The sequence below is a fragment of the Caulobacter sp. SL161 genome, assembly GCF_026672375.1.
Classification (GTDB): Bacteria; Pseudomonadota; Alphaproteobacteria; order Caulobacterales; family Caulobacteraceae; genus Caulobacter.
In genome coordinates this window covers 856,571-879,452 of record NZ_JAPPRA010000001.1, presented here as the reverse complement: position 1 = coordinate 879,452, position 22,882 = coordinate 856,571, and the positions used below count along the sequence as shown (strand labels likewise).

Below are 22,882 nucleotides of genomic sequence, written 5' to 3'. Positions count from 1 at the left end.
CCCGCTTGGTGGGATGTAGGACCCATGCCGCAAGACGCCCACGGACACGCTCACGATCATGGCCACGGTCATGGCCACGGTCATGGCCATCATGGTCACGACCACGACCACGGGCACGGGCATGGGCATGGGCATGGGCATGGGCATCATCACCATGGCCACGGGCATCACGGCCACCACCATCACGCCCCCAAGGACTTCGGCCGCGCGTTCGCGATCGGCACGGCGCTGAACCTCGGCTTCGTCATCGTCGAGGCGGGGGCGGGGATTTTCACGCACTCGTTGGCGCTGCTCGCCGACGCCGGCCATAACCTCTCCGACGTGCTCGGGCTCCTGTTGGCCTGGGGCGCGACGATCCTGGCCAAGCGCGCGCCCAGCGCGCGGCGCACCTATGGCCTGCGCAAGGGCACGATCCTCGCCTCGCTGGCCAACGCCGCCCTGCTGCTGGTGGCGGTGGGCGCCATCGCCTGGGAGGCCATCCGTCGCTTCGCCGCGCCGCAGCCCATCGAGACCGGCCCGGTGATGATCGTCGCGGCCATCGGTATCGTCATCAACACCGCCACGGCGCTGATGTTCATGAAGGGCTCCAAGGAAGACCTGAACATTCGCGGCGCCTTCCTGCACATGGCGGCCGACGCCGCCGTCTCGGCCGGGGTGGTGATCGCGGCCCTGATCATGACCTTCACCGGCTGGCTGTGGCTGGACCCTGTGGTGAGCCTCGTCATCGTGGCGGTCATCGTGCTGGGCACCTGGGGCCTGCTGCGCGACTCGCTGGACCTGGCCCTGGACGCGACGCCGCGCGGGATCGATACCCAAAAGGTCCGAGACTGGCTGGCCGAGCGCCCGGGCGTCAGCGAGGTCCACGACCTGCACATCTGGGCCATGAGCACGACCGAAACGGCGATGACCGCCCATGTCGTGCGACCGCTGGACGCCGACCACGACCAGTTCCTGCACGAAACCTGCGCCGAGCTGGCCAGCCGGTTCAACATCGGCCATGTGACCATCCAGGTTGAAAGCAGCCATGGCGCGCACGCCTGCCGCCTGGCGCCGGCGGACGTCGTGTGATCCGGCCAGACGCGCTGAATCTCTACCGGGCCGCCACGGGCCTTCTCGAACCCGTCGCCCCGGCCCTGCTGACCCACCGCGCCCGCAGGGGCAAGGAGGATCCCGCCCGTTTGGCCGAACGGCTGGCGCGGGCCGATACACCCCGCCCTGATGGTCCGCTCGTCTGGCTGCATGGCGCCAGCGTCGGCGAGAGCCTGTCGATCCTGCCGCTCGTGGAACGCCTTCGCGCCGAGAAGCCCAAGGTCACCGTGCTGGTGACCTCCGGCACCACCACCTCGGCCGCCCTGCTGGCCAAGCGTCTGCCGCCCGGCACGATCCACCAGTACGCGCCCGTCGATGCGCCGGGGGCCGCCAGACGGTTCATCGCGCGGTGGAAACCCGACCTCGCTGTCTTCGTCGAAAGCGAGCTTTGGCCGAACCTCTTGCTTGAGGCCAAGGCCGCCGGGACGCGCCTGGCGCTGGTCTCCGCCAAGCTGTCGGATCGCAGCTTCGCCGGCTGGTCCACCCGTCCGCAAGCCGCGCGCCGGCTGCTTTCCGTCTTCGACCTGATCCTAGCCCAGGACGCGCGCGCGCATCAGCGTTTCGAGAGTCTCGGCGGCAGGGTCGCGGGCGAGGCCGACCTGAAGTTCGGCGCGGGGCCGCTGCCGGTCGATCCGGCGGCTCTGGCGGTGGAGCAGGCGCGGTTCCCGATTCCGCCCCTTTTGATCGCCAGCACACACCCTGGCGAAGACGAGATCACGCTGGATGTCATCGCTGCGCTTCCAGAGCGTCCCCCGGTAATCCTCGCACCCCGTCACGTCGAGCGGGGTCCCACCATCGTCGCCCTGACCCAGGCGCGAGGCCTGTCGGCGTCGCTTCGCAACCAGTCGCCCGGACAGCCCGCTGACGTCGTCGTCGCGGACACGCTGGGGGAGATGGGCCTCTGGTTCCGCCTGGCGCGGACCAGCGTCATCGCCGGAAGCCTCGTTCCCGACATCGGCGGCCACAATCCGCTGGAGGCCGCGCGACTGGACTGCCCGACGATCAGCGGCCCGTTTGTCGAGAACTGGACCTCGGCCTATGCAGGCCTCGAAGCGGTCGGCGGCGTGGTCGTGACCGCGCCAGGCGACCTGGCGAAGGCGATCACCGCCGATCTGGCCGATCCTGACGCAGCGCGGGCGCGCGCGACCCGGGCCCGCGACTTCGTCGAGCGTCGCGACCGCGAGGCGCGCGACGGACTTTCCCGTATTCTTGAGCTCGTTCCATGAAACTCGGCACGCCCCGCTGGTGGTACGTCAAGAGCGGCGCGCCTGCGCCGATCACCCGCGCGCTGCTGACGCCCCTGTCCTGGCTGTGGGCCGGAGCCACCCGCCGCCGCATCGCCCGCGCCAAGCCCGCGATTGTCGGGGCGCCGGTGATCTGTGTGGGCAATGTCACCATGGGCGGCGCCGGCAAGACGCCGATCGTGCGGGAACTACTGCTGACCCTGACCCAGCGGGGCGTCGCCGCCCACGGCCTGTCGCGCGGCTACGGCGGCAAGTTGAAGGGGCCGGTCCAGGTCGACACCGCGCGACACAGCGCCGCCGATGTCGGCGACGAGCCGCTGATGCTGGCGCAGGACTTCCCGATGTGGGTCGCCACCGATCGCGTCGCTGGGGCCAGGGCGGCCGCGCGCAAGGGCGCGCAGGCGATCGTCATGGACGACGGCCACCAGAATCCCAGTGTCAGGAAGGCCCTGTCGCTGGTCGTGGTCGACGGCGAGACCCGCAACGGCGAGTGGCCGTTCGGCGACGGTCGGGTCTTCCCGGCAGGACCGATGCGTGAACCGCTAAAGGTCGGCCTGTCCCGCGCGGACGCGGTGATCGTCCTGCTGCCGGTAGATATGGAGCAGCCGGACTTCGATCTTCTGGTCGCGTTCGGCGACATTCCCGTGCTGGTCGCCCGCCTGGAAGCCGCAGCCCCGGTCCCCAAGGGCCCGCAGGTCGGCTTCGCCGGCATCGCCAAGCCCTGGAAGGTCGAGAAGGCCCTGACCGCCGCCGGCTGTCAGCTGGTCGACTTCGCCCCCTTCCCCGATCACGGCGCCTACAGCGAAGCGACGCTCGCCTTCCTGGAAGACCGCGCCAAGGTCTACGATGCGGGGCTGGTGACGACCGAGAAAGATTGGGTCCGGCTCCCCCCGGCCTGGCGCGACAAGGTCACGCCCTGGCCCGTGCGCGCCCGGTTCGACGATCCGGACGCTCTGGACAAACTGCTGAAGAGCATCGGGCTGTAGGGACCAAAACCCTCCCCCTAGCGGGGGAGGATCGGATCACTTGTAGACCACGCCACCTTTGATGACCGAGGTCACGCGCTGGAGCTCGGTGACATCCTTCAGAGGATCGCCCTTCACGGCGATCAGGTCGGCCGCCTTGCCGGGCGTCAGGCTGCCGATCTCGTGGCTCAGCGAGAAGTGGTAGGCCGCGTTGACCGTGGCGGTCTGGATGGCCTCCAGCGGGGTCAGGCCCGCCTTGACCAGCAGGGCGAACTCACCGGCGTTGTCGCCGTGCGCCGAGACGCCGCTGTCGGTGCCGAAGGCGATCTTGACGCCGCCGGCGTGGGCGCGGCGAACCATGTCCAGCATCTTGGGCCCAGCTTCCAGGGCCTTCGCGGTCTGAGCCGGCGTGAAATAGTTGTTCGGCCCCGAGGCGATCCGAGCCACGAAGTCACCGGCCATCAGGGTGGGCACCAGATAGCCGCCCGACTTTTTCATCAGGGCGATGCCCTCGTTGTCGAGATAGGTGCCGTGCTCGATCGAGTCGCCGCCCGCTTTGAGGAACGCGTTGATGCCGTCGCCGCCATGGGCGTGGGCGGTCACCTTGCGGCCCATGCTGTGCGCGGACTCGACGATCGCGGCCAGCTCGGCGTCGGAGAATTGTTTGGCCAGACCGGCGGCGGTGTTGGACAGCACGCCGCCCGTCGCCGTGATCTTGATGAGGTCGGCGCCCAGCCAGATCTGTTCGCGCACGGCGCGACGGCAATCGTCTGCGCCCGAGCAGACCGATTCCGGCCGCAAGGCGTGCATGACGTCCTCGCTATAGCCGTTGATGTCGCCATGGCCGCCATGGACCGAGATCGACGAGCCCGACGCCAGGATGCGGGGCCCGGCCACGTCGCCGCGCTTGACGCCTTCCCGTAGGGCGAAGATCGCCTGGCTGTTGGCCCCCAGATTGGCCACGGTCGTGAAGCCGGCCATCAGGGTCTTGCGAGCGAAGCCGGCCCCCACCATGGCGCTGTCGGACGGCGACTGCGTCACGGCCTGCAGGCGTCCGTTCGGGTTCTGCTGGCCGGTCAGGTGGACGTGGCTGTCGATCAGGCCGGGCAGCACGAAGCTGTCCTTAAGGTCGACGACCTTGCCGCCGGGCTCGGCGACATAGCCGTCGAGGACGCGCGTCACCTTGCCGTTTTCGAGGACCAGGGTCTTGGCGGTCTCGACCTTGCCCGTTGCAGGGTCGGCCAGAAGGCGCCCCGCCTGGACAAAGGTCGCCTGAGCGTTCGCGGCGCCGGCCAGCGCGCTCGTCACAACCAGGGCGCAGGCGCCCGCCATCCATTTCCGCATCACGTCCTTACGCCCCCGCTTTGCGCGCGAAGTCCCAGGCCCCCTTGGCCAGGACCGGCACGCGCGCCTCCATCAGCTGCGCATGGGCGCTGGCGGCGGTGCCGTCACGGACGCGGCCGACGATACCCTGGCAGATCCCGGCCAGTCTGAAGAGGTTGTAGCTGAAATACCAGTCGAGTTCCGGCAGGCCGTCGCGGCCGGTGGCCTTGCAGTAGCGGGCCACGGCCTCGGGGATGGTCGGGATACCGTAGGCGGTCAGATCATCGACGCCCGACAAGCCACCGCGCTGATCGGACGGCATCACCCAGTTCATCAGGAAATAGCTGAAGTCGGCCAAGGGGTTGCCCAGGGTCGACAGCTCCCAGTCCAGCACCGCGATCACGCGCGATTCGGTCGGGTGCAGGATCATGTTGTCGAGGCGATAGTCGCCGTGGACGATCGAGGTCTGGTCGTCCGCCGGCACGGTGGCCGGCAGCCATTCCATCAGACGGTCCATTTCCTCAATCGTCTTGGTCTCGCTGGCCTTGTACTGCTTGGTCCAGCGGTCGATCTGGCGCGCGAAGTAGTTGCCGGGCTTGCCGTAGTCAGCGAGGCCGACGGCCGCGTAGTCGACAGTGTGCAGGGCCGCCAGGGTGTCGATCTGGGCCTCGTAGATCGCCCGCCGCTCGGCCGGCTGATAGTCGGGCAGCGTGCCGTCCCACAGGATGCGGCCCTCGACGTTCTCCATCACGTAGAAGATCGTGCCGATGACGTCCTCGTCCATACACAGCGCATAGGCCTTGGCGACGGGGAAGTCGGCCTTGTTCAGGCCCGAGATCACCTTGTACTCGCGGTCCACCGCGTGGGCGCTGGGCAGGAGCTTGCCCGGCGGCTTGCGGCGCAGGACGTACTTCCGGGCCGGCGTGACCAGCTGATAGGTCGGGTTCGACTGCCCGCCTTTGAACTGGCGCACCTCAAGCGGGCCGGCGTAGCCCTCGACGTTCGCTTCAAGCCAGGCCGCCAGCTTGGCCTCGTCGATCGCATGGCGCGGGTCGACGGGCTTGGTGCCGGAGTTCAGATCCTGGGCGGACTGTTCGGCGGCTTCGGCCATGGCGCTTTCTCCCCAACGCTTGTTTGAATGGGGAGTTTAGAGGGTGCGGCGTAGGTGGCAAGCCTCTCGCGGCGGAACCGTCAGCCCAACGCCCGCCAGCCGATGTCGCGACGATAGAAGCCGCCGTCTAGGGTGATGCTCTCCAGAGCCGCGTAGGCGGACTCTCGCGCCTCGACCAGGGTCTCGCCCAGGGCGCAGACGTTCAGCACCCGACCGCCCGAGGCCACCAGCCGCCCCTCGAACTCACGCGTCGTGCCGGCATGGAAAACCACGACGCCGGCGCCGAAGTCCTTGTCGGCGCCCTGGATGCGGCCGCCGGTCTTGGGCGCGTCGGGATAGCCCTCGGCGGCCAGCACGACGCAGATCGCCGCCTCGTCGCGCCACTTGGGCGGTTCGGCCGAGGCCAGCTCGCCCTTCGCGGCCGCCAGCAGGATCGGCACGATGTCGCTTTCCAGCCGCAGCATCAGGGTCTGGCACTCGGGATCGCCGAAGCGGGCGTTGTATTCGACGAGCTTGGGGCCCGTCGGCGTCAGCATCAGGCCAGCGTACAGCACGCCCACATACGGATTGCCCTCGGCGGCCATGCCCTCGACGGTCGGGACGATCAGTTCCCGCCAGGCCTGGTCGATCAGGGCCTCCGTCAGCACCGGGGGCGGCGAATAGGTGCCCATGCCGCCAGTGTTGGGGCCTTCGTCGCCGTCATAGGCCCGCTTGTGATCCTGGGCCGCGCCGAACAGGACGGCGGTCTTGCCGTCGCAGACGGCGAACAGCGAGGCCTCCTCGCCGTGCATGAACTCCTCGATCACCACCCGCGCCCCTGCCGAGCCGAAACGGCCGCCCAGCATGTCGATCACGGCGGCGTCGGCCGCGGCGCGATCGGGAGCGATGACCACGCCCTTGCCGGCCGCCAGGCCGTCGGCCTTGATCACGAACGGCGCTTCAAGGGTGTCGAGGAAAGCGCTGGCCGTGGCCACCTCCTCGAAGACGCCATAGGCCGCCGTGGGCAGACCGTGGCGCTGGCAGAAGTCCTTGGTGAAAGCCTTGGAGGTCTCCAACTGCGCCGCGCGCTGGCTGCCGCCGAAACAAGGCACGCCGATCTCAGCCAGCTTGTCGGCGAGGCCGACCTCCAGCGCCGACTCCGGACCGACCACCACCAGATCCGCGCCGATCTCCTTCGCCAGAGCGACGAGGCCGTCGGCGTCGGTCGCCTTGACCGCCCGCAGCTCGGCTACGGCTTCGATGCCTGGATTGCCCGGCGCCGCGACAAGGCGGCCGCACAGTGGCGACTGGGCGATCTTCCAGGCCAGGGCGTGCTCGCGCCCGCCGGACCCGACGAGGAGGATGGTCAGCTTTTCCATGAGCGCGGGGTGTGACGTGCGACCGGCATCGGGTCAAGCGCGCTCTCGCCCCCGCAGGCCGCCATTGGCCCCATCGCGCTGGCGACGAGGCCGGCCGTCCGCAGAAGGGGCCCATGGACGCGCTCTTTTCCCCCGCCCTCGCCCTGCACATCAGTTGCGGCCTGATCCTCGTCGGCGCGGGTCTCCTGCCCCTCTGCACGACCAAGGGCTCGCAATGGCATCGGCGCTGGGGCCGCGTCTTTGTTATGCTGATGGGCCTGATGCTTGCCGCAGCCTGGGTCATGACAGCCCTGCGCTTCAACGCCTACTTCGCCGCCCTGTCCTCGACCGCCACCCTGACCGTTTTCTCGGGCGTACGGGTCCTCAGGCGCAAGCGGCCCGATCTCGATCCGCATCAGCGCGCCACGCGGCTGGACTGGATCGCGACTTTGACGGTCATCGCGGTGGGGGTCTGGGTTCTGGGTCTTCTGCTAAGCGGTAGAACGGACAGCCCCAAGACCACTACGATCGCGCTGGTCTACGCCTGCTTCCTCTATGGTGGATGGGACCTCTGGCGGTTCATCCAGCCGACGGCATGGCCGTTCTCGCCGGACCTCTGGACGTACGAGCATCTTGTGAAGATGCTGAGCGCCTATGGCGCGGTGCTCAGCGCCTTTTCGGGAAACTTCCTGACCTTCCTGCCCACGCCATGGAGCCAGCTCTGGCCGACCCTGCTGTTTCAACCCGCGGCGATCGTCTGGGTCGCCGCCCTGGTGGTGCGTCGCAAACGCTTGTCGCCCGCGTGAGGGCGGCGCCGACCACCGCATGCGTCGCGGGCCTTACGGCCTATAGCTGGTTGGCGACGACTATCTGCGCCGCCTGGTTCGCCCGCCGCTTCGCCCTGGCCGATGGGCGGGTCCTCAGCGTCGAGCAGTCGCTGGCCTGGCAAGGGGCGATCTATGCCGCCTGGTTGCCCGTGATCGGCGTCGTCTGGCTGGTGCTACGGCGGTTCGGAGCCGGGTTCCGAGGCGTCCTGGCCGCCTTCGCCACAGGCCTCGTCATCGTGCCGCTGGAGGCCTTGGTCGCCAGCCTGATCGACCAGATCTTCGCCGGCGGGGGCGACCTCGCGGAGAGGGCGTTGGGTCGCGCGCCAGTCTGCATCCTGCTGCATACCGCCATCGTCGCGGTCGGCCTGGCCGCTGCGCACCACCGCCGCGCCGCCGAAGCAAGCGCGCGCAATGCGCTCCTGCAGGCCGCCCTCGCCGAAGCCCGCGCCACGCCCGTCTTGGACGTCGCTGAACGCCTGATGGTCATGGCCGGCGCACGCCGTGTCCCAGTGGACATCACGGCGGTCGAATGGTTCGGCGCGGCCGACAACTATGTGGTCGTCCATTGGGATGGACGCGAGGGCCTGATGCGCGCGACCTTGCAGAGCCTCGAGGCGCGGCTTGATCCGCGCCTCTTCGCCCGCGCTCACCGCTCGGCGCTGGTCAACCTGTCCAAGGTCTCACAGGCCCAGCCCTTGTCCGACGGGTCCTGGCGGCTGACCCTGGCCAGCGGCGCGGAGGTCGTGACCAGCCGAACCTACCGGGACGCGTTGCTCAAACGTCTCGGCCGACAGGCTTTAGACCCTCAGGCCGCGTCCATATCCAGCGAGTAGCCCGCCGAACGCACGGTGCGGATGGGATCCGCGTCGGCCGTGCCGTTCAGCGCCTTGCGGAGACGACCGATGTGGACGTCAACGGTGCGGGCCTCGACATAGACGTCGGAGCCCCAGACCGCGTCCAAAAGTTGCTCGCGGCTGAACACCCGCCCCGGATGCTGCATCAGATAGTCCAGCAGACGGAACTCGGTCGGGCCAAGATGGATTTCCTTGCCGCTCCGCTTCACGCGGTGGGCGACGCGGTCGATGATTATGTCGCCGACGGTGATGCGGTCGTCGGCCAGACCTGGACGGATCCGGCGCAGCACGGCGCGGACCCGGGCGGTCAGTTCCACCATCGAGAAGGGCTTGACCACATAGTCGTCGGCCCCGGTGTCGAGACCCCGGATACGGTCGGTTTCCTCGCCGCGCGCCGTCAGCATGATGATCGGCACGTTGCGCGTCTCGGCGCGGCCGCGCAGGCGGCGGCAGACCTCGATGCCCGAGACCTTGGGCAGCATCCAGTCGAGGATGACCAGGTCCGGGGCCCGCTCATTGGCCATGATCAGGGCTTCCTCACCGTCGCCGGCGACGCCGACGCGGTAGCCCTCCTTGTCGAGGTTGTAGTGGAGCAGAGTGGCCAGAGCGTCTTCGTCTTCGACCACCAAAACGTAGGGAGTCACTTCAGGCCGCCTCTTCCAGAGTTATTGCGACAGCACGTCGAGCTTGGGACGTTGCGAGGTCAGTTCCTCGCCCGTCAGCTCGAAATGGATGATTTCAGCGATGTTGGTGGCGTGATCGCCGATCCGCTCGAGATTCTTGGCCACGAACAGCAGGTGCGTGCACGCGTTGATCGTCCGGGGATCGCCCATCATGTAGGTGAGCAACTCGCGGAAAATCGCGTTGTAGTGCTCGTCCACTTCCTCGTCGCGGCTCCACACGCCGATGGCGCGCTGCAGGTCCGAGGTGGTGTAGGCGTCGAGCACGTCCTTCAGACGACCCTGAACCAGCTTGCCCATCCGCTCGATGGAGCGCGTCAGGGCGCTCATCGGGTCAGCCTCGGTCAGGATCAGGGCGCGCTTGCCGATGTTCTTGGCCATGTCGCCGCAGCGCTCGAGGCTCATCGAAATCTTCAGGGCGGCGACGGCGTGACGCAGGTCCACCGCCATCGGCTGGCGCAGCGCGATCAGGCGGAAGGCCTTACGCTCGATCTCGGACTGCAGGGTGTCCAAACGCTCGTCGCCGGCGACCACGGCCTGGGCCAGCGGCCCGTCGCGGCGGGCGATGGCGGCGATACAGTCGGCGACCTGGCTCTCGGCGATGCCGCCCATGCGGGTGACTTCGGCCGTCAGGTGAGCCAGCTCTTCGCCGTAGGATTTGACGGTATGTTCGGTCATCTCTGTTTTCTCCCGCGCGCCTGGATCAGCCGAAGCGGCCGGTGATGTAGTCCTGGGTGCGGCTGTCGCGAGGATTGGTGAACATCTCCTCGGTCGGGCCGCTCTCGACCAGCTTGCCGAGGTGGAAGAACGCCGTGCGCTGCGACACCCGGGCGGCCTGGGCCATCGAGTGGGTGACGATGACGATGCAGAACTGGCTGCGCAGTTCGTCGATCAGTTCCTCGATCTTGGCCGTCGCGATCGGGTCCAGGGCCGAGCAGGGCTCGTCCATCAGGATCACCTCAGGCGAGACGGCGATGGCGCGAGCGATCACCAGACGCTGCTGCTGGCCGCCGGAGAGGCCGGTGCCGGGCTGGTGCAGGCGGTCGGCGACTTCGTTCCAGAGGCCTGCCTTCTTGAGGCTGCTCTCGACGATGGCCTCCAACTCGGCCTTGCCGGTGGCCAGGCCGTGGATGCGCGGGCCATAGGCGACGTTTTCGAAGATGGTCTTCGGAAACGGATTGGGCTTCTGGAACACCATGCCGACGCGCGAGCGCAGCACCACCGGGTCGACGCTCTTGGCGTTGACATCGGCGCCGTCGATCAGGATCGAGCCCTCGACGCGCGCGCTCGGGATGGTGTCGTTCATCCGGTTGATGCAACGCAGGAAGGTCGACTTGCCGCAGCCCGACGGCCCGATGAAGGCGGTGACCGACTTGGCCGGAATGTCGAGATCGACATCAAACAGGGCCTGCTTGTCGCCATAGAAGACCTTGACGCCGCGCGCCTTGATCTTGGGATCGGCGGTCGCCGGAGCGGCCGGCGCGGCGGTCGAGGTCGCCGAGGCGCGGGTGGAGTCGTCGGGGCTTTGGACGGTCATGGCGTGTCCCTGGAGGAGGGGCGAAGCAAGGGGGTTCAGGATCGAGGTCATGGACAAGCCTACCAGCGGCGCTCGAAGCGGCGACGCAGGATGACGGCGGCGGCGTTCATGACGATCATGAAGACGAGGAGGACGATGATCGCGGCGGCGGTGCGCTCGTGGAACGCGCGTTCAGACGCGTTCTCCCAGATGAAAACCTGCACCGGCAGAACGGTGGCGGCGCTGGTGAAACCTTCCGGAACGCCGGGCACGAACGAGACCATGCCGATCATCAGCAGCGGCGCGGTCTCGCCCAGGGCGTGGGCCAGCGACAGGATGGCGCCGGTCATCACGCCGGGCATGGCCAGCGGCAGCACATGGTGGAACACCGTCTGCGTCTTGCTGGCGCCGACGCCCAGGGCGGCCTCGCGGATCGAGGGCGGCACGGCCTTCAGCGCCGAGCGCGTGGCGATGATCACGGTCGGCAGGGCCATCAGAGCCAGCACCAGGCCGCCCACCAGCGGCGAGCCGCGCGGCACGTTGAGCCAGTTGATGAACAGAGCCAGACCCAGCAGGCCGTAGACGATAGACGGCACGGCCGCGAGGTTGTTGATGTTGACCTCGATGATGTCGGTCCAGCGGTTCTTGGGCGCGAACTCTTCGAGATAGACGGCGGCCAGCACGCCGACGGGCACCGAGATCAGGGCGGTGATCAGCAGCATCATGGCCGAGCCCACGACCGCGCCCAACACGCCGGCCTGTTCCGGTTCGGTCGAGTCGGAATGGGTGAAGAAGCCGGTGTTGAAGCCCGACGTGATCGCGCCATCCTTCTGCAGCTTGTCCAGCCAGTCCAGCTGCTGGTTGTCGAGCTTGCGGTCGCCCTCATCAGTCGAACGCTCAATCTGGCCCTTGAAGTACAGATCCGCGTCCGCCTTCAGCGGTCCCGTCACGGTCACGGTCTGACCGATCAGCGTCTGATCTGCTTTCAGCTTGTTGAGCAGCTGGAACCCGAAGTCGCGCGACACCAGGTCCTGGACCTTGGTCGAGATCGTGCCGAAGTCGTCGTCCTGCACGCCCAGCTTCTTCATCACCGCCTCGGCGACGATGTAGTCGTAGTTGACGCCGGACAGGTCGGACGTGTCGATCCGCTCGGGGTTCAGATAGACCGGCACCGAGAGCGTGTGGGTCTGGAAGGTCGAATAGCCCTGGGTCACGATCCGTCCGACCAGCACCACCAGGAAGATCATCGCGATGATGATCGCAGCGACGCCCTGCGCCTTGAACAGACGCTCGGCGCGGTGGCGCTTCTTCAGACGGGCTTCGGCGGCCGAGAGGGTCTGGCGCGGGGCGGCCGCGCCGAGGTTCGCGTCAGTCATATTGTTCCCGGTACTTCTGGACGATGCGCAGGGCGACGATGTTCAGGGTCAGGGTGACCACGAAAAGGGTCAGGCCCAGACCGAACGCCGACAGCGTCTTGGGGCTGTCGAACTCCTGGTCGCCGGTGAGCAAGGTGACGATCTGGACGGTGACGGTGGTCACCGTATCGAGCGGATTGGCGGTGAGCTTGGCCTGCAGGCCGGCGGCCATGGTGACGATCATGGTCTCGCCGACAGCGCGCGACACGGCCAGCAGCATGGCGGCCATGATGCCGGGCAGGGCCGCCGGCAGGACGACCTTCTTGACCGTCTCGGACTTGGTGGCACCCATGGCGTAGCTGCCGTCGCGAAGGGATTGCGGCACGGCGTTGATGATGTCGTCCGACAGCGAGGAGACGAACGGGATCAGCATGATCCCCATCACCACGCCCGCGACCAGCGCCATCTGGTTCTGGACTTCCATCAGGTAGGTGGCCAGCGGGCCGGGCGGCAAGGCCGCGCCGATGGCGTTGAACCCCGCGCGGAACAGCGGACCCACGGTCAGGGCGGCGAAGAAGCCATAGACCACGGTGGGCACGCCAGCGAGGATCTCGAGCAGCGGCTTGACCACGCCCCGGACGGTGCGCCCGGCATACTCCGAGAGATAGATCGCCGAATAGAGACCGATAGGGGCGGCCACCAGCATGGCGATCAGCATGATCAGGAACGTGCCGGCGAAGAGCGGCACCGCCCCGAAAGCGCCGGTGGACGCGACCTGATCGGCGCGCATGGCGATCTGGGGGCTCCATTCGGTTCCGAACAGGAACGAAAGCGGGTTCACGCTCTGGAAGAAGCGCCAGCTTTCCCAGACCAGCGACATCACGATGCCCAGAGTGGTGAGCACGGCTGCGACCGAGCAGGCGATCAGCAGCACGCTGGTCCAGCCCTCGACGCGATTTCGGGCGCGGAACTCGGGATTGATACGCGGGAAGGCCAAGAGGAAGCCCGCCAGGGCCAGCACCCCGGCGCCCCCGAGCATACCGGTGTTCAGGAGGGTCTCAATGCGCTTGGCCTCGACGACCTTGGCGTCCAGCGCGACCTTCAGCTCGCCCTCATAGATGACTTCCGACGGAGCCTGCTTGGCCGCGATCGCGCGAACGTCGCTGTAGAACACCGCCTGGCGGTCCGGCTCCAGCGCTTGAACAGCGGCGGGACGGGTCGACTGCAGGATCGCGTCCTCGACGCGACCGCCGAACATGACACCCAGCAGCAGAAGAAGGGCGGCGGGGATACCCGCCCAGAGGGCGACATAGGCGCCGTAGTAGTCCGGCAGCGAATGCAGGACTCGGGCGCGGCCAGCGGCGGCGGTCTTGGCGCGGCGACGGCCGGCCGCGAAGGCCACGCTGGAAAACAGCGCCAGAACGATAAGCGAAAGCCAGGTCAGCATGCGTGAGGCTAATCTTGCGCGAGTTGTCGAGGACCACGCAGGATCGCGGGTCCTCCCCCGGTCCGTCTATGCGGGTCCGGCGCTGTGCTTATGCGACAATTACATGACAGTTTGACGACAACGACCGGCGGTCGGCCGAAAGTCAGGCGCTTCCCGCTTCCGCTGGGGGGGTCATCGCGCTCACCCCCGCCTCGCCCTTAGCCATGGGCAGGTAGACAGCGAAGGCGGCCCCCTCACCCTGAACACTCTCGACCGTCAGCCCGCCCCGATGACGATTCATGATGTGTTTGACAATGGCCAGCCCCAAGCCCGTGCCCGAGCGGTCGCCGCTTTTCTGACCTTCGACCCGATAGAACCGTTCGGTCAGACGCGGCAGATGTTCGCGCGCCAGCCCTGGGCCACGATCGATGACGCGAAGCATGGCGTATCGTTCGACGGGATCATGATCGGGCGTCAGCAGCGACATCCGCGGCGCCGACGGATCACGGGCCGCCGCCGCCGCTTCCGCAGCCAAGCTGGGAAAGACCTCGACCCGCACGACACCACCGCTGGGCGTGTACTTGATGGCGTTATCGACGAGATTCTGAATTACCTGGATGATCTGGTCGCGATCACCGTCGACCACTGCGCCGCCGCGCGGCGGCAGGATCGGGTCAAAGGTCAGCGCCTTGTCGCGCGCCTGCGGCCCCAAGGCGTCGATCACGTCAATCACGGCCATGGAGAGGTCCACGCGTCCCAGCGGCGCGATATGCTCGTTCAGCTCGATCCGCGACAGGCTCATCAGGTCGTCGATCAGGCGCGACATCCGCTCAGCCTGGGCCAGCATAATGGCCAGGAACTTGTCGCGAGCGCCTGGGTCGTCCTTGGCGTGCCCCCGTAGCGTCTCGATGAAGCCGGACAACGAGGCGAGCGGCGTGCGCAGCTCATGGCTGGCGTTGGCCAGGAAGTCGGCTCGTGTGCGCTCGCTGCGCCGGGCGTCTGTCTCGTCGCGCAGGGCCAGCAGAGCGAGTCGGGATCGCCCGACCGTTTCCTTGAGCGGACGGGCGTAGGCCAGCCAGGATCGTCCCTGGACGCCGCCAGTCTCGAACTCGGCCATCCCCTCGATCCCGCCGAAGAGCGCCTCATCGACAGCTTCCAGGACGCGCGGATGACGGACCGCCGTGACCAGCAACGCTCCCGCGTGCTGAATCTTGAACAATTCTCGGGCGGCGGCGTTGGCGAACAGAAACCGTCGCCCCGTCAGATCGTCAGCCTCTTCGGCGGCGATCACCATCAACGGATCGGGCAGACGATCCAGGATGGCGGCGAACGGCGGCTCGACCGGCTTGGCCACGGGTTGGACCAGGGCGTTGGGCGCGACACCTGCGGCGACGGCCTTTCGCCGGTTCAGGAAAACGCCTGCGCCGCCCACCGCCAGGGCGGCGAGCACCGCCGGCATGGGCTCGGCCAAGCCGCTCGCGGCCAGCCCCAGAAGCGCTCCGGGCCCGATCCACAGAGACCACGGCGCGCCGGCGGGATCGCGCCGGAGATCGGTCTGGGGTGTGTTCGCCAGCGGCATCGTGGGGCTTCACCGATTCAAGCGAGAGGCGATTCGACGAAGCAGATATGGCGCCCCGCCAAGCCATGCGATAGACGATTGACGCCCTAGTGCGTGTTGCGAGCGGGACTCACCGTATTTTCGCCGCATCGTGACCCGAATTAGTGGCCCGGTTTCTATCGAGGTGTCGTTCGTAATGCAGCGCAAGGTCCTGGTCGCGACAGTCGCGGCCGCTCCTCTCCTGGCCATGGGTTTCGCCGCCTCGGCCGAGACCCCGGTCTCCAACGCGCGCACGACGCCGATCGCCACCAGCACGGCGACCGGAACGGCCGCAGACGACATCCGCATCACCGCCGACGGCTCGATCAAGCCGACTGCGGCCGGCGCGATCGTGACGATCGACAGCAACCACAAGGTCACCAATCTCGGGACGCTGTCGACCACCGGCGTCAATGACGGCGTGGGCGTCCTCATCATCGGCGGCAGGACCGGCGCCCTGACCAACTCGGCCACGATTTCGCTGCTGGAAGACTACACCGCCTCTGACAGCGACTCCGACGGCGACCTCGACGGCGTGTTCGCCCAGGGCGCCAACCGGTTTGGCGTTCGCCTGACCAATGCGGGGACCTTCACCGGCGACATCATCAACGACTCGACCGGCATCATCAGCATCGAGGGCAACAATTCCGCCGGCGTGCTGCTGGAAGGTCCCGTCGTCGGGAACGTCACCAATCTCGGATCGATCAGCGTCACGGGCGACAACGCCTATGGCGTGCGAATCGCCTCGCCCGTCACGGGCAAGGTGACCTTGGGCGGCCAGATCAACGTCCAAGGCGTCAACGCCGTCGCCCAGGCGATCGATGCGAACGTTTCGGGCGCGCTTGTCCTGCAAGGGGCGACCAGCGCCACAGGTTATCGCTACACCTCGCGCCCCTCGACGACGGACGCTCTGGGCAAGCTGGACGCCGACGACCTGCAACAGGGCGGGCCGACGGTGCGCATCGGCGGCGACGTCGGCGGCGGGGTCCTTCTGCAGGGCCTGAACTATTCGACGAAGGTCAACAGCGACGGCACGACGACGACCACAACGATTTCGTCGAGCAGCACCGGGACCTCGAGCATCAACGTCTTCGGCGCGGCCCCCGCGCTGCAGATCGGTTCGGCCGGTCAGAACGTGACCTTGGGCGCGGTCGGATCCGGCGACAACGCCTATGGCCTGATCGCCAAGGGAGCCATCTCCGCAGCGGGCGTCTATAATGGCGTCTCGGCCACCGGCGTCTCGATCGGCGCTGGCGGCGAGCGGACGACCACGCTGGTCGGCGGCCTGCGCAACGACGGACAGATCACCGCGACCTCCTACGAGGCCAACGCCACCGGTGTAGTGCTGAATTCGGGCGCTACGGCGGCCTCGATCCTCAATCGCGGCGCGCTGACCGCCAACGCCGCATCGTTCGCCGGATCCGGCGTCACCGCCAGCGCCCGTGGCCTGGTGATCGCCGCCGGCGCCTCGGCGAGCAGCTTGGGCAACTCCGGGAGCATCACCGCCACGCGTACGGGCGAGACCGGCGACGCGATCGCCGTGCTCGACCAAGCCGGGACCCTGCGGACCATCACCAATACCGGCTCGATCCGGGCGACCGTCGCCGCGCCGGCTTTCAAGGCCGACGGAACGGTGGCGAGCGTCACCGCCACGGGCCGTACGATCGCGCTGGATCTGCGCGCCAACACTCTGGGCGTCAACTTCACCCAATCGGGGCCCGCGGACTTCACCTCGACCAGCACCTTCCCGAGCACCGACACCACCACCAGCGCCACCTCGTCGACGACCACGGTCGCGCCGTCGACCATCGGGGACGTGCTGTTCGGCGCCGGCGCCGACACCTTGAACCTCTGGAGCGGCACGCTGCTGGGCGAAATGTCCTTCGGGGCCGGCCAGGACCGTCTGTCGATCGACGGCGGCGCCATCGCGGTGGGCAAGCTCTACGACACCGACGGCAAACTGGACATCTCGATCGCCAACGGCAGCCTGGCGATCGCCAACAGCGACACCCTCAACGTCACGAGCGTGAATCTGGGCAGCAAGGCCAAGCTTCTGTTCTCGGCCGACCCGACAACGGGAACCAACACCAAGCTGGTCGTTTCGGGCGCGACGTCGATCGCCTCCGGCGCCGAACTCGGCATCCGCATGGCCAATCTGGTCAAGCAGCCGACGACGTTCACGGTGATCCAGGGCTCGAACATCAGCGTCGGTACGATCGGCAACAGCCTGCTGGCCGAGTCGCCCTACCTGTACGTGGCGACCAGCCGCGCCGACACCAACAACGTCTATATCGACGTGCGTCGTCGCACCGCCGCCGAGATCGGCTTCAATCAGGCCGAAAGCTCGGCCTATGACGCCGTGTTCAGCGCGCTGGGCGCGGACTCGACCCTCGCCGCGACTTTCCTGAACCAGAACTCGCGTGACGGTTTCCGCGACCTCTACGACCAGATGCTGCCCGACCAGGGCGAAGGCCTGTTCGCCGCGCTGCAAACGGTCAACCAGCAGGTTTCGGCGGCGACCATGTTCCGCCCGGATCCAGGCGATCGCTACGGCCCCGACAGCGTCTGGGTGCAGGAGATCAACTCGCTGACCCGTCGCGACACCGACCAGACCCTCGGTTCGGACACCCAAGCGTTTGGCTTCGTGGGCGGCTATGAAGCGATGGGCGACGCCGGCGGCGCGCTGGGCCTGACCCTGGCCTATGTCAGCATCGAAGAGCACGACACGGTCGCCAAGGTCGGCGAACAAACCACCGCCTCGTTCGTGCAGAGCGGCGCCTACTGGCGGCGCTCCATCGGCGGCTGGCGGTTCAACGCCGGCGGTGGCCTGGGCTACGCCTTCTTCCAAGGTGATCGCCGCTTCATCGCGCCGGACGCCAACGGCGACGGCGTTGCGGACCTGGTCCTGAAAAACAGCGCCGACTGGAACGGCGTGACCGCCAACGCCTATGCCGGCATGGCCTATGAGCAGAAGTTTGGCCGGTTCTTCGCCCGCCCCGAAGGTCGCCTCGACTATGTCTGGCTGCGCGAGGGCAAGCGCGCCGAAACGGGCGGTGGCGACGCCTTCGACCTGACCGTCGACAAGCGCACCTCCAGCAACCTCAGCGGCGAACTGGGCGTGGTGATGGGCGCTGACTTCGGCAAGCAAGTGTGGTGGCGTCCGGAAGTCCGCGTCGGCTACCGCCAGACGCTGGCGGGCTCGGTGGGCGACACCGTGGCGCGCTTCAAGGGCGGCAACGTGTTTTCGATGGCCGCGATGGACGACAAGCAAGGCGCGCTCACCGCCGGCTTCGCCCTGCGGGCGGGTACGCCCATGTCGTACCTGGCGCTGGAGGGCGGCGTCGAAGCCGCCAAGAAGCAGAAGCGCTACAATCTGCGCCTCTCTGGTCGGGCGATGTTCTAAGCCGCGTCAAATCGTCTCAAGGCTACGTATCTGTGCAGAAGGCCGCTTCGGGAGACCGAGGCGGCCTTTTGCGCGAACGGATTGTTAATCGCTTCAACCGTTTGATTCCATGGAAGATTCGCGGTTTTTTTCGCGACACTTCGTCGCGCCTCAAGAAAATCTCGGGGCCGACTCCCTTAATCTCTATTCCCGAGCTGGGGTTAATCGTCTCCCTTAGGCTCGGCAGGTCGGCTCGCGCTGCGCGCCGAGAGGGGACTAACGATGACCGTTGCCAAGACTGCCTTCCGCGCCGCGTTGATCGCGGGCGCCTCCCTACTCATCACCGCCGGCGCCGCGTCGGCCCAAACCTCGTCGCCCGACGACGCCGCCGCCCGCATCGCCGCGCTTGAGGCGCAACTTCAGGCCCTTCAAAAGCAGGTCTCCGACCTGAAGGCCGCCACCACCAAGGACGCCAAAGCCGCTCAGAGCGCGACCACCGTCAGCATGGCGAACGGGCGCCCGACCTTCTCCACCGGCGACGGGGCGTTCTCAGCGTCGATCCGCGGCTTCTTCCAGGCCGACGCCGCGCGCTACGACCAAAGGCCAGCTGGCCCCCTGGCCACGGACTTCCGCAGAGGCTCGTTCGGCGACGCGACCGAAAACGACCGCGTGCGCGATCTCTCCGACGGCGTAAACGTCCGCCGCGCTCGCCTGGGCGTCGAAGGCAAGGTCTTCGGCGCCTTCGATTACAACATGGTCTACGATTTCGGCGGCTCCGGCACGGAAGAGGCCGGGAAGATCTCCTCGGCCTGGCTTCAATACAGCGGCTTGCCGGTGAAAGTCCGGGCGGGCTTCTATCCGCACCCCACCAGCCTAGAAGACGCAGCAAGCTTCACCGGATCGCTCTTCCCCGAGCGGGCGTCGGTCGCCGAAACGGTCCGAGGTCTTGCAGGCGGCGACGGCCGCGCGACGATCGGGGTGTTCCATAGCGGCGAACGCTGGAACTTCTCCGCAGCCGTCACCGGTAACACCGTCACGACCCAGACGTTCGACGAACAACTCGGCGCTGTCGGCCGGTTCTCGGTTGTCCCCTTCAAGGGCGATGGCTGGCTGGTCCACACCGGGGTTAACACCAACCTTGTCATCCATCCCGCCAAGGGCGGTCCGGACGTCGCCGCGACAGGCGGCGCCATCAGCAACCTGCGCCTGCGCGATCGACCTGAATTGCGCGTCGATGGCGCCCGCCTGATTGATACGGGCAATATCGACGCCGACAGCCTGACCGCGATCGGTCTGGAGTTCGGCGCGATGCGCAAGAACGTTTTCGTTCAGGCCGAATACTTCGACATCAAGGTCAAGCGCCGCAGCAGCACGCTGCCGGATCCGAAGTTCAATGGCTGGTACGTCCAGGCCGGCTGGACCCTGACCGGCGAGGCTCGCCGCTACAGCACCGCGACCGCGGGCTTCGACGCGCCGCGCCCCGCCAAGCCCTTCGACCTGAAGAAGGGTAACTGGGGCGCGATCGAACTCGCCGCGCGCTATTCGAACTTCGACCTCGACTATCTGGCGGGCCCGGCGGGCTCCTCGCCCGTCGCCGGCGCGATCCGTGGCGGCGAGCAGAACATCTTGTCGCTGGGCGTGAACTGGTACCTCAATTCGGTCGTTTCGCTCTCCGCCGCGTACCGCAATGTCGAGGTCGATCGCCTCTCGCCGGGCGGCACGGCCTTCGTCGCCGGCTCAACCCCGCCCGCAGGGGCGCAGGTCGGCCAGGATCTCGATATCTGGTCCGTCCGAACACAGTACGTCTTCTAACCGTCACAGCTCCGAGGACACTTCATGGCTCGTCATTTTGACAAACCTACGCGACGAGGTATCCTCGGCGCCGCTACCGCCGGCCTTGGCGCGCTCGCCGCCCCAGCCGCGCTTAGCGGTGTCGCCAATGCCCAACCCAAGCCCGTCACGCTGCTGAATGTCAGCTATGATCCGACGCGGGGGCTCTACAAGGATATCAACGCGGCCTACGCGACCTACTGGAAGACGCGCGTCGGTCAGACCCTGGCCATCAACCAAAGCCACGGCGGCTCGGGCAAGCAGGCCCGATCGGTGATCGACGGTTTGCAGGCCGATGTCGTCACCCTGGCGCTCGCCTATGACATCGACGAAATCGCCGCCAAGGGCCGATTGCTGCCCGCCAACTGGCAATCGCGGCTGCCGCAGAACTCCGCGCCCTACACCTCGACGATCGTGTTCCTGGTCCGCAAGGGCAATCCCTGGAAGATCAAGGACTGGAGCGACCTGATCAAGCCCGGCGTCGAGGTCATCACGCCTAATCCCAGGACCTCCGGCGGTGCGCGCTGGAACTATCTGGCGGCCTGGGCGTGGGCGCTCAAACAGCCGGGCGGCGACGCCGCCAAGGCCGAGGCCTATGTGAAGGCCCTGTTCGAACACGTCCCGATCCTTGATACGGGCGCACGCGGCGCGACCACCACCTTCACCCAGCGCGGCATCGGTGATGTCCTGCTGACTTGGGAGAACGAAGCCTACCTCGCCCAGGAGGAACTGCCGGGCAAGTTCGACATCGTCTATCCGTCGTTGTCGATCCTGGCCGAGCCGACCGTCGCTCTGGTCGACAGGAACGTGGATCGTCGCAAGACCCGAACCGTGGCCCAGGGGTATCTGAACTTCCTCTACAGCCCGCTCGCTCAGAATCTCATCGCCAAGCATCACTACCGCCCGCGCAACGCGGCCGTCGCCGCCAAGTACGCCAGCAAGTACAAACAGATCCCGCTGGTGACGATCGACGACACCTTCGGCGGCTGGAAGAAGGCCCAGGCGACGCACTTCAACGACGGCGGCGCCTTCGACCGGATTTATCGGCCGAAGTAACGCCGGCCTCGAGGCTCGCCTGTTCCGGGAAGTCCGGGCGAGCCCCCGATCACCGCAGCGGCCAGCTAAAAAGGCTCCAGGTCCGGCGGGTCCTCACGCCGGGGCGCAACCTCTGTTGGGAACTCGACAAGATCGGGTACGTTGAGCGTCCACGGGGAGGTGGGAGCTTAGCCTTGGAAGACTATTCGGAATCGCGCCGGGCCGGCGAGCGACTGGCCGCCGGATATGGCGTCGACGACCCGTTCGCCGCAGCGATCAGCGCCACCCGCATGGCCATGATCGTCGCCGACGCCACCCAGCCCGACATTCCGATCATCTTCGCGAACGACGCCTTCCTGCGCCTGACGGGCTATGCCCGCGACGAAGTGATCGGCCGCAATTGCCGGTTCCTGCAGGGACCAGACACCGACCCCAAGGCGATCCAGGCGGTGCGTGACGCGCTGGCGGCGGGAGAGGATATCGCTGTCGATCTCCTGAACTACCGCAAGGACGGCTCGCCGTTCTGGAACGCACTCAATATGTCGCCCGTGCGAAATGACGCCGGCCAGCTTGTCTACTTCTTCGGCTCGCAGGTGGACGTGACCGGCAAGAAGGTCGTCGAGCTCCGCGCTCGGGACCACAGCGACAGTCTGCAGCAGGTGGTCGAAGAGCGGACAAGGGAGCTGACCGAGGCGCTCGAACAGAAGACCGCGTTGCTTCATGAGGTGGATCACCGTGTGAAGAACAATCTGCAGCTCATCTCAAGCCTGCTGCTGCTCCAGAACCGGCGCGTGCCCGATCCGGCGGTCAAGGCGTCGCTGAAAGGCATGCTGGGCCGGGTCAACGCCATTGCGACCGTCCACCGACGCCTGTTCCAGAGCGAGGACGTGGAGCGCTTCGACGTCTCGGCGTTTATCCGCGACATGGTCGCCGACCTGATGGGATCGGCCATGCGTGACGACATCCGCGTTGAACTGGATCTCGAGCGCGTCGAAATCCCCGCCGCCAAGGCCGCCCCCTTGGCCCTCGTCGTCAACGAACTGCTGACCAACGCCCTGCGGCACGGCTTTCCCGAGGGCCGCGGCGGCCGCATTTTTGTCGGTTTATCGCGCCTGAACGGCGACTTCCGGATCGAAATCACCGACGACGGCGTTGGTCAGGATAGGGAAACCAGGGCTTCCGGCTTCGGCCTCACGATCGTCCAGCTGCTCTGCCAGCAGCTGAAGGCGAAATGGGAGGCCACCGATGCGGAACCTGGAACCCGCGTGGTCGTTCTGTTGCCCATCAATGGGACGCAATAGCCAAGGACGC

General features: G+C 67.2%; 18 protein-coding genes. 9 read left to right on the top strand and 9 right to left on the bottom strand.

Features of this window, described 5'->3' with window-relative positions:
* The first annotated feature begins 24 nt into the window (after positions 1–24).
* The 3 genes from OVA11_RS04485 to lpxK are packed head-to-tail and all read left to right on the top strand — an operon-like array spanning position 25 to position 3,319.
* Entirely contained in the window at positions 25–1,068 is a 1,044-nt protein-coding gene (locus OVA11_RS04485; protein WP_268066360.1) for a cation diffusion facilitator family transporter, read from the top strand.
* On the top strand, positions 1,038–2,315 hold the full coding sequence (locus OVA11_RS04480) for a 3-deoxy-D-manno-octulosonic acid transferase (protein ID WP_268068891.1): 1,278 nt from the start codon (positions 1,038–1,040) through the stop codon (positions 2,313–2,315). Before OVA11_RS04485 ends, OVA11_RS04480 begins: the two co-directional genes overlap by 31 nt.
* Entirely contained in the window at positions 2,312–3,319 is a 1,008-nt protein-coding gene (gene lpxK / locus OVA11_RS04475; protein ID WP_268066359.1) for a tetraacyldisaccharide 4'-kinase, read from the top strand. Before OVA11_RS04480 ends, lpxK begins: the two co-directional genes overlap by 4 nt.
* Before the next feature lie 36 nt (positions 3,320–3,355).
* Here the strand turns inward: lpxK and OVA11_RS04470 are convergent, their stop codons facing one another.
* The 3 genes from OVA11_RS04470 to purD all read right to left on the bottom strand — a co-directional run bounded on the left by OVA11_RS04470 (position 3,356) and on the right by purD (position 7,090).
* Positions 3,356–4,645, bottom strand: coding sequence for a metal-dependent hydrolase family protein (locus tag OVA11_RS04470; RefSeq protein WP_268066358.1), 1,290 nt, complete (start codon positions 4,643–4,645; stop codon positions 3,356–3,358).
* A gap of 4 nt (positions 4,646–4,649) precedes the next feature.
* Positions 4,650–5,732 carry a phosphotransferase gene (locus OVA11_RS04465; RefSeq protein WP_268066357.1) on the bottom strand — a complete coding sequence of 361 codons (1,083 nt, stop codon included), beginning with the start codon at positions 5,730–5,732 and terminating at the stop codon, positions 4,650–4,652.
* A gap of 80 nt (positions 5,733–5,812) precedes the next feature.
* Positions 5,813–7,090 (bottom strand): phosphoribosylamine--glycine ligase, encoded by a 1,278-nt coding sequence (gene purD, locus OVA11_RS04460; RefSeq protein WP_268066356.1) that lies wholly within the window; start codon positions 7,088–7,090, stop codon positions 5,813–5,815.
* An 11-nt stretch (positions 7,091–7,101) separates the two neighbouring features.
* On the opposite strand from purD, the gene OVA11_RS04455 reads away from it, so the two are divergent.
* Both OVA11_RS04455 and OVA11_RS04450 read left to right on the top strand, forming a co-directional pair.
* Entirely contained in the window at positions 7,102–7,875 is a 774-nt protein-coding gene (locus OVA11_RS04455; RefSeq protein ID WP_268066355.1) for a DUF2306 domain-containing protein, read from the top strand.
* Positions 7,872–8,729: a LytTR family DNA-binding domain-containing protein gene (locus OVA11_RS04450; protein ID WP_268066354.1), complete on the top strand. Its 858-nt coding sequence runs from the start codon at positions 7,872–7,874 to the stop codon at positions 8,727–8,729. The genes OVA11_RS04455 and OVA11_RS04450 overlap by 4 nt, the downstream gene beginning before the upstream one ends.
* Here the strand turns inward: OVA11_RS04450 and phoB are convergent.
* From phoB to OVA11_RS04420, 6 genes are all read right to left on the bottom strand, one after another.
* The gene (gene phoB / locus OVA11_RS04445; protein WP_096052721.1) at positions 8,702–9,394 is read right to left on the bottom strand and encodes a phosphate regulon transcriptional regulator PhoB; all 693 of its coding nucleotides are present in this window, start codon (positions 9,392–9,394) and stop codon (positions 8,702–8,704) included. The two genes, OVA11_RS04450 and phoB, sit on opposite strands and share 28 nt — an antisense overlap.
* A gap of 21 nt (positions 9,395–9,415) precedes the next feature.
* A complete protein-coding gene (phoU, locus tag OVA11_RS04440; protein ID WP_010918182.1) occupies positions 9,416–10,108 on the bottom strand; it encodes a phosphate signaling complex protein PhoU in 693 nt (230 codons plus the stop codon).
* Between the two features lie 25 nt (positions 10,109–10,133).
* Entirely contained in the window at positions 10,134–10,967 is an 834-nt protein-coding gene (gene pstB, locus OVA11_RS04435; protein ID WP_268066353.1) for a phosphate ABC transporter ATP-binding protein PstB, read from the bottom strand.
* Between the two features lie 59 nt (positions 10,968–11,026).
* On the bottom strand, positions 11,027–12,322 hold the full coding sequence (gene pstA / locus OVA11_RS04430) for a phosphate ABC transporter permease PstA (RefSeq protein ID WP_268066352.1): 1,296 nt from the start codon (positions 12,320–12,322) through the stop codon (positions 11,027–11,029).
* Positions 12,315–13,748, bottom strand: a complete 1,434-nt coding sequence (gene pstC / locus OVA11_RS04425; protein ID WP_268066351.1) for a phosphate ABC transporter permease subunit PstC — start codon at positions 13,746–13,748, stop codon at positions 12,315–12,317. The genes pstA and pstC overlap by 8 nt, the downstream gene beginning before the upstream one ends.
* Positions 13,749–13,890: 142 nt before the next feature.
* Positions 13,891–15,306, bottom strand: a complete 1,416-nt coding sequence (locus OVA11_RS04420; RefSeq protein ID WP_268066350.1) for a sensor histidine kinase — start codon at positions 15,304–15,306, stop codon at positions 13,891–13,893.
* A 163-nt stretch (positions 15,307–15,469) separates the two neighbouring features.
* Here OVA11_RS04420 and OVA11_RS04415 point away from each other — a divergent pair, with 163 nt between their 5' ends.
* From OVA11_RS04415 to lovK, 4 genes are all read left to right on the top strand, one after another.
* Positions 15,470–18,727 (top strand): autotransporter outer membrane beta-barrel domain-containing protein, encoded by a 3,258-nt coding sequence (locus OVA11_RS04415; RefSeq protein ID WP_268066349.1) that lies wholly within the window; start codon positions 15,470–15,472, stop codon positions 18,725–18,727.
* 261 nt (positions 18,728–18,988) lie between these two features.
* Positions 18,989–20,518, top strand: coding sequence for an OprO/OprP family phosphate-selective porin (locus tag OVA11_RS04410; protein ID WP_268066348.1), 1,530 nt, complete (start codon positions 18,989–18,991; stop codon positions 20,516–20,518).
* 24 nt (positions 20,519–20,542) lie between these two features.
* Positions 20,543–21,592 (top strand): sulfate ABC transporter substrate-binding protein, encoded by a 1,050-nt coding sequence (locus OVA11_RS04405; protein WP_268066347.1) that lies wholly within the window; start codon positions 20,543–20,545, stop codon positions 21,590–21,592.
* 173 nt (positions 21,593–21,765) lie between these two features.
* On the top strand, positions 21,766–22,872 hold the full coding sequence (lovK, locus tag OVA11_RS04400; RefSeq protein ID WP_268066346.1) for a photosensory histidine protein kinase LovK: 1,107 nt from the start codon (positions 21,766–21,768) through the stop codon (positions 22,870–22,872).
* Positions 22,873–22,882: the final 10 nt, after the last annotated feature.

Bases quoted from the DNA above. Each gene is read 5' to 3' on its own strand.
- purD (WP_268066356.1), bottom strand. From the start codon at position 7,090: ATGGAAAAGCTGACCATCCTCCTCGTCGGGTCCGGCGGGCGCGAGCAC.
- pstC (WP_268066351.1), bottom strand. From the start codon at position 13,748: ATGCTGACCTGGCTTTCGCTTATCGTTCTGGCGCTGTTTTCCAGCGTG.
- OVA11_RS04465 (WP_268066357.1), bottom strand. From the start codon at position 5,732: ATGGCCGAAGCCGCCGAACAGTCCGCCCAGGATCTGAACTCCGGCACC.
- pstA (WP_268066352.1), bottom strand. From the start codon at position 12,322: ATGACTGACGCGAACCTCGGCGCGGCCGCCCCGCGCCAGACCCTCTCG.
- OVA11_RS04485 (WP_268066360.1), top strand. From the start codon at position 25: ATGCCGCAAGACGCCCACGGACACGCTCACGATCATGGCCACGGTCAT.
- OVA11_RS04420 (WP_268066350.1), bottom strand. From the start codon at position 15,306: ATGCCGCTGGCGAACACACCCCAGACCGATCTCCGGCGCGATCCCGCC.
- lpxK (WP_268066359.1), top strand. From the start codon at position 2,312: ATGAAACTCGGCACGCCCCGCTGGTGGTACGTCAAGAGCGGCGCGCCT.
- OVA11_RS04410 (WP_268066348.1), top strand. From the start codon at position 18,989: ATGACCGTTGCCAAGACTGCCTTCCGCGCCGCGTTGATCGCGGGCGCC.
- OVA11_RS04405 (WP_268066347.1), top strand. From the start codon at position 20,543: ATGGCTCGTCATTTTGACAAACCTACGCGACGAGGTATCCTCGGCGCC.
- pstB (WP_268066353.1), bottom strand. From the start codon at position 10,967: ATGACCGTCCAAAGCCCCGACGACTCCACCCGCGCCTCGGCGACCTCG.
- phoU (WP_010918182.1), bottom strand. From the start codon at position 10,108: ATGACCGAACATACCGTCAAATCCTACGGCGAAGAGCTGGCTCACCTG.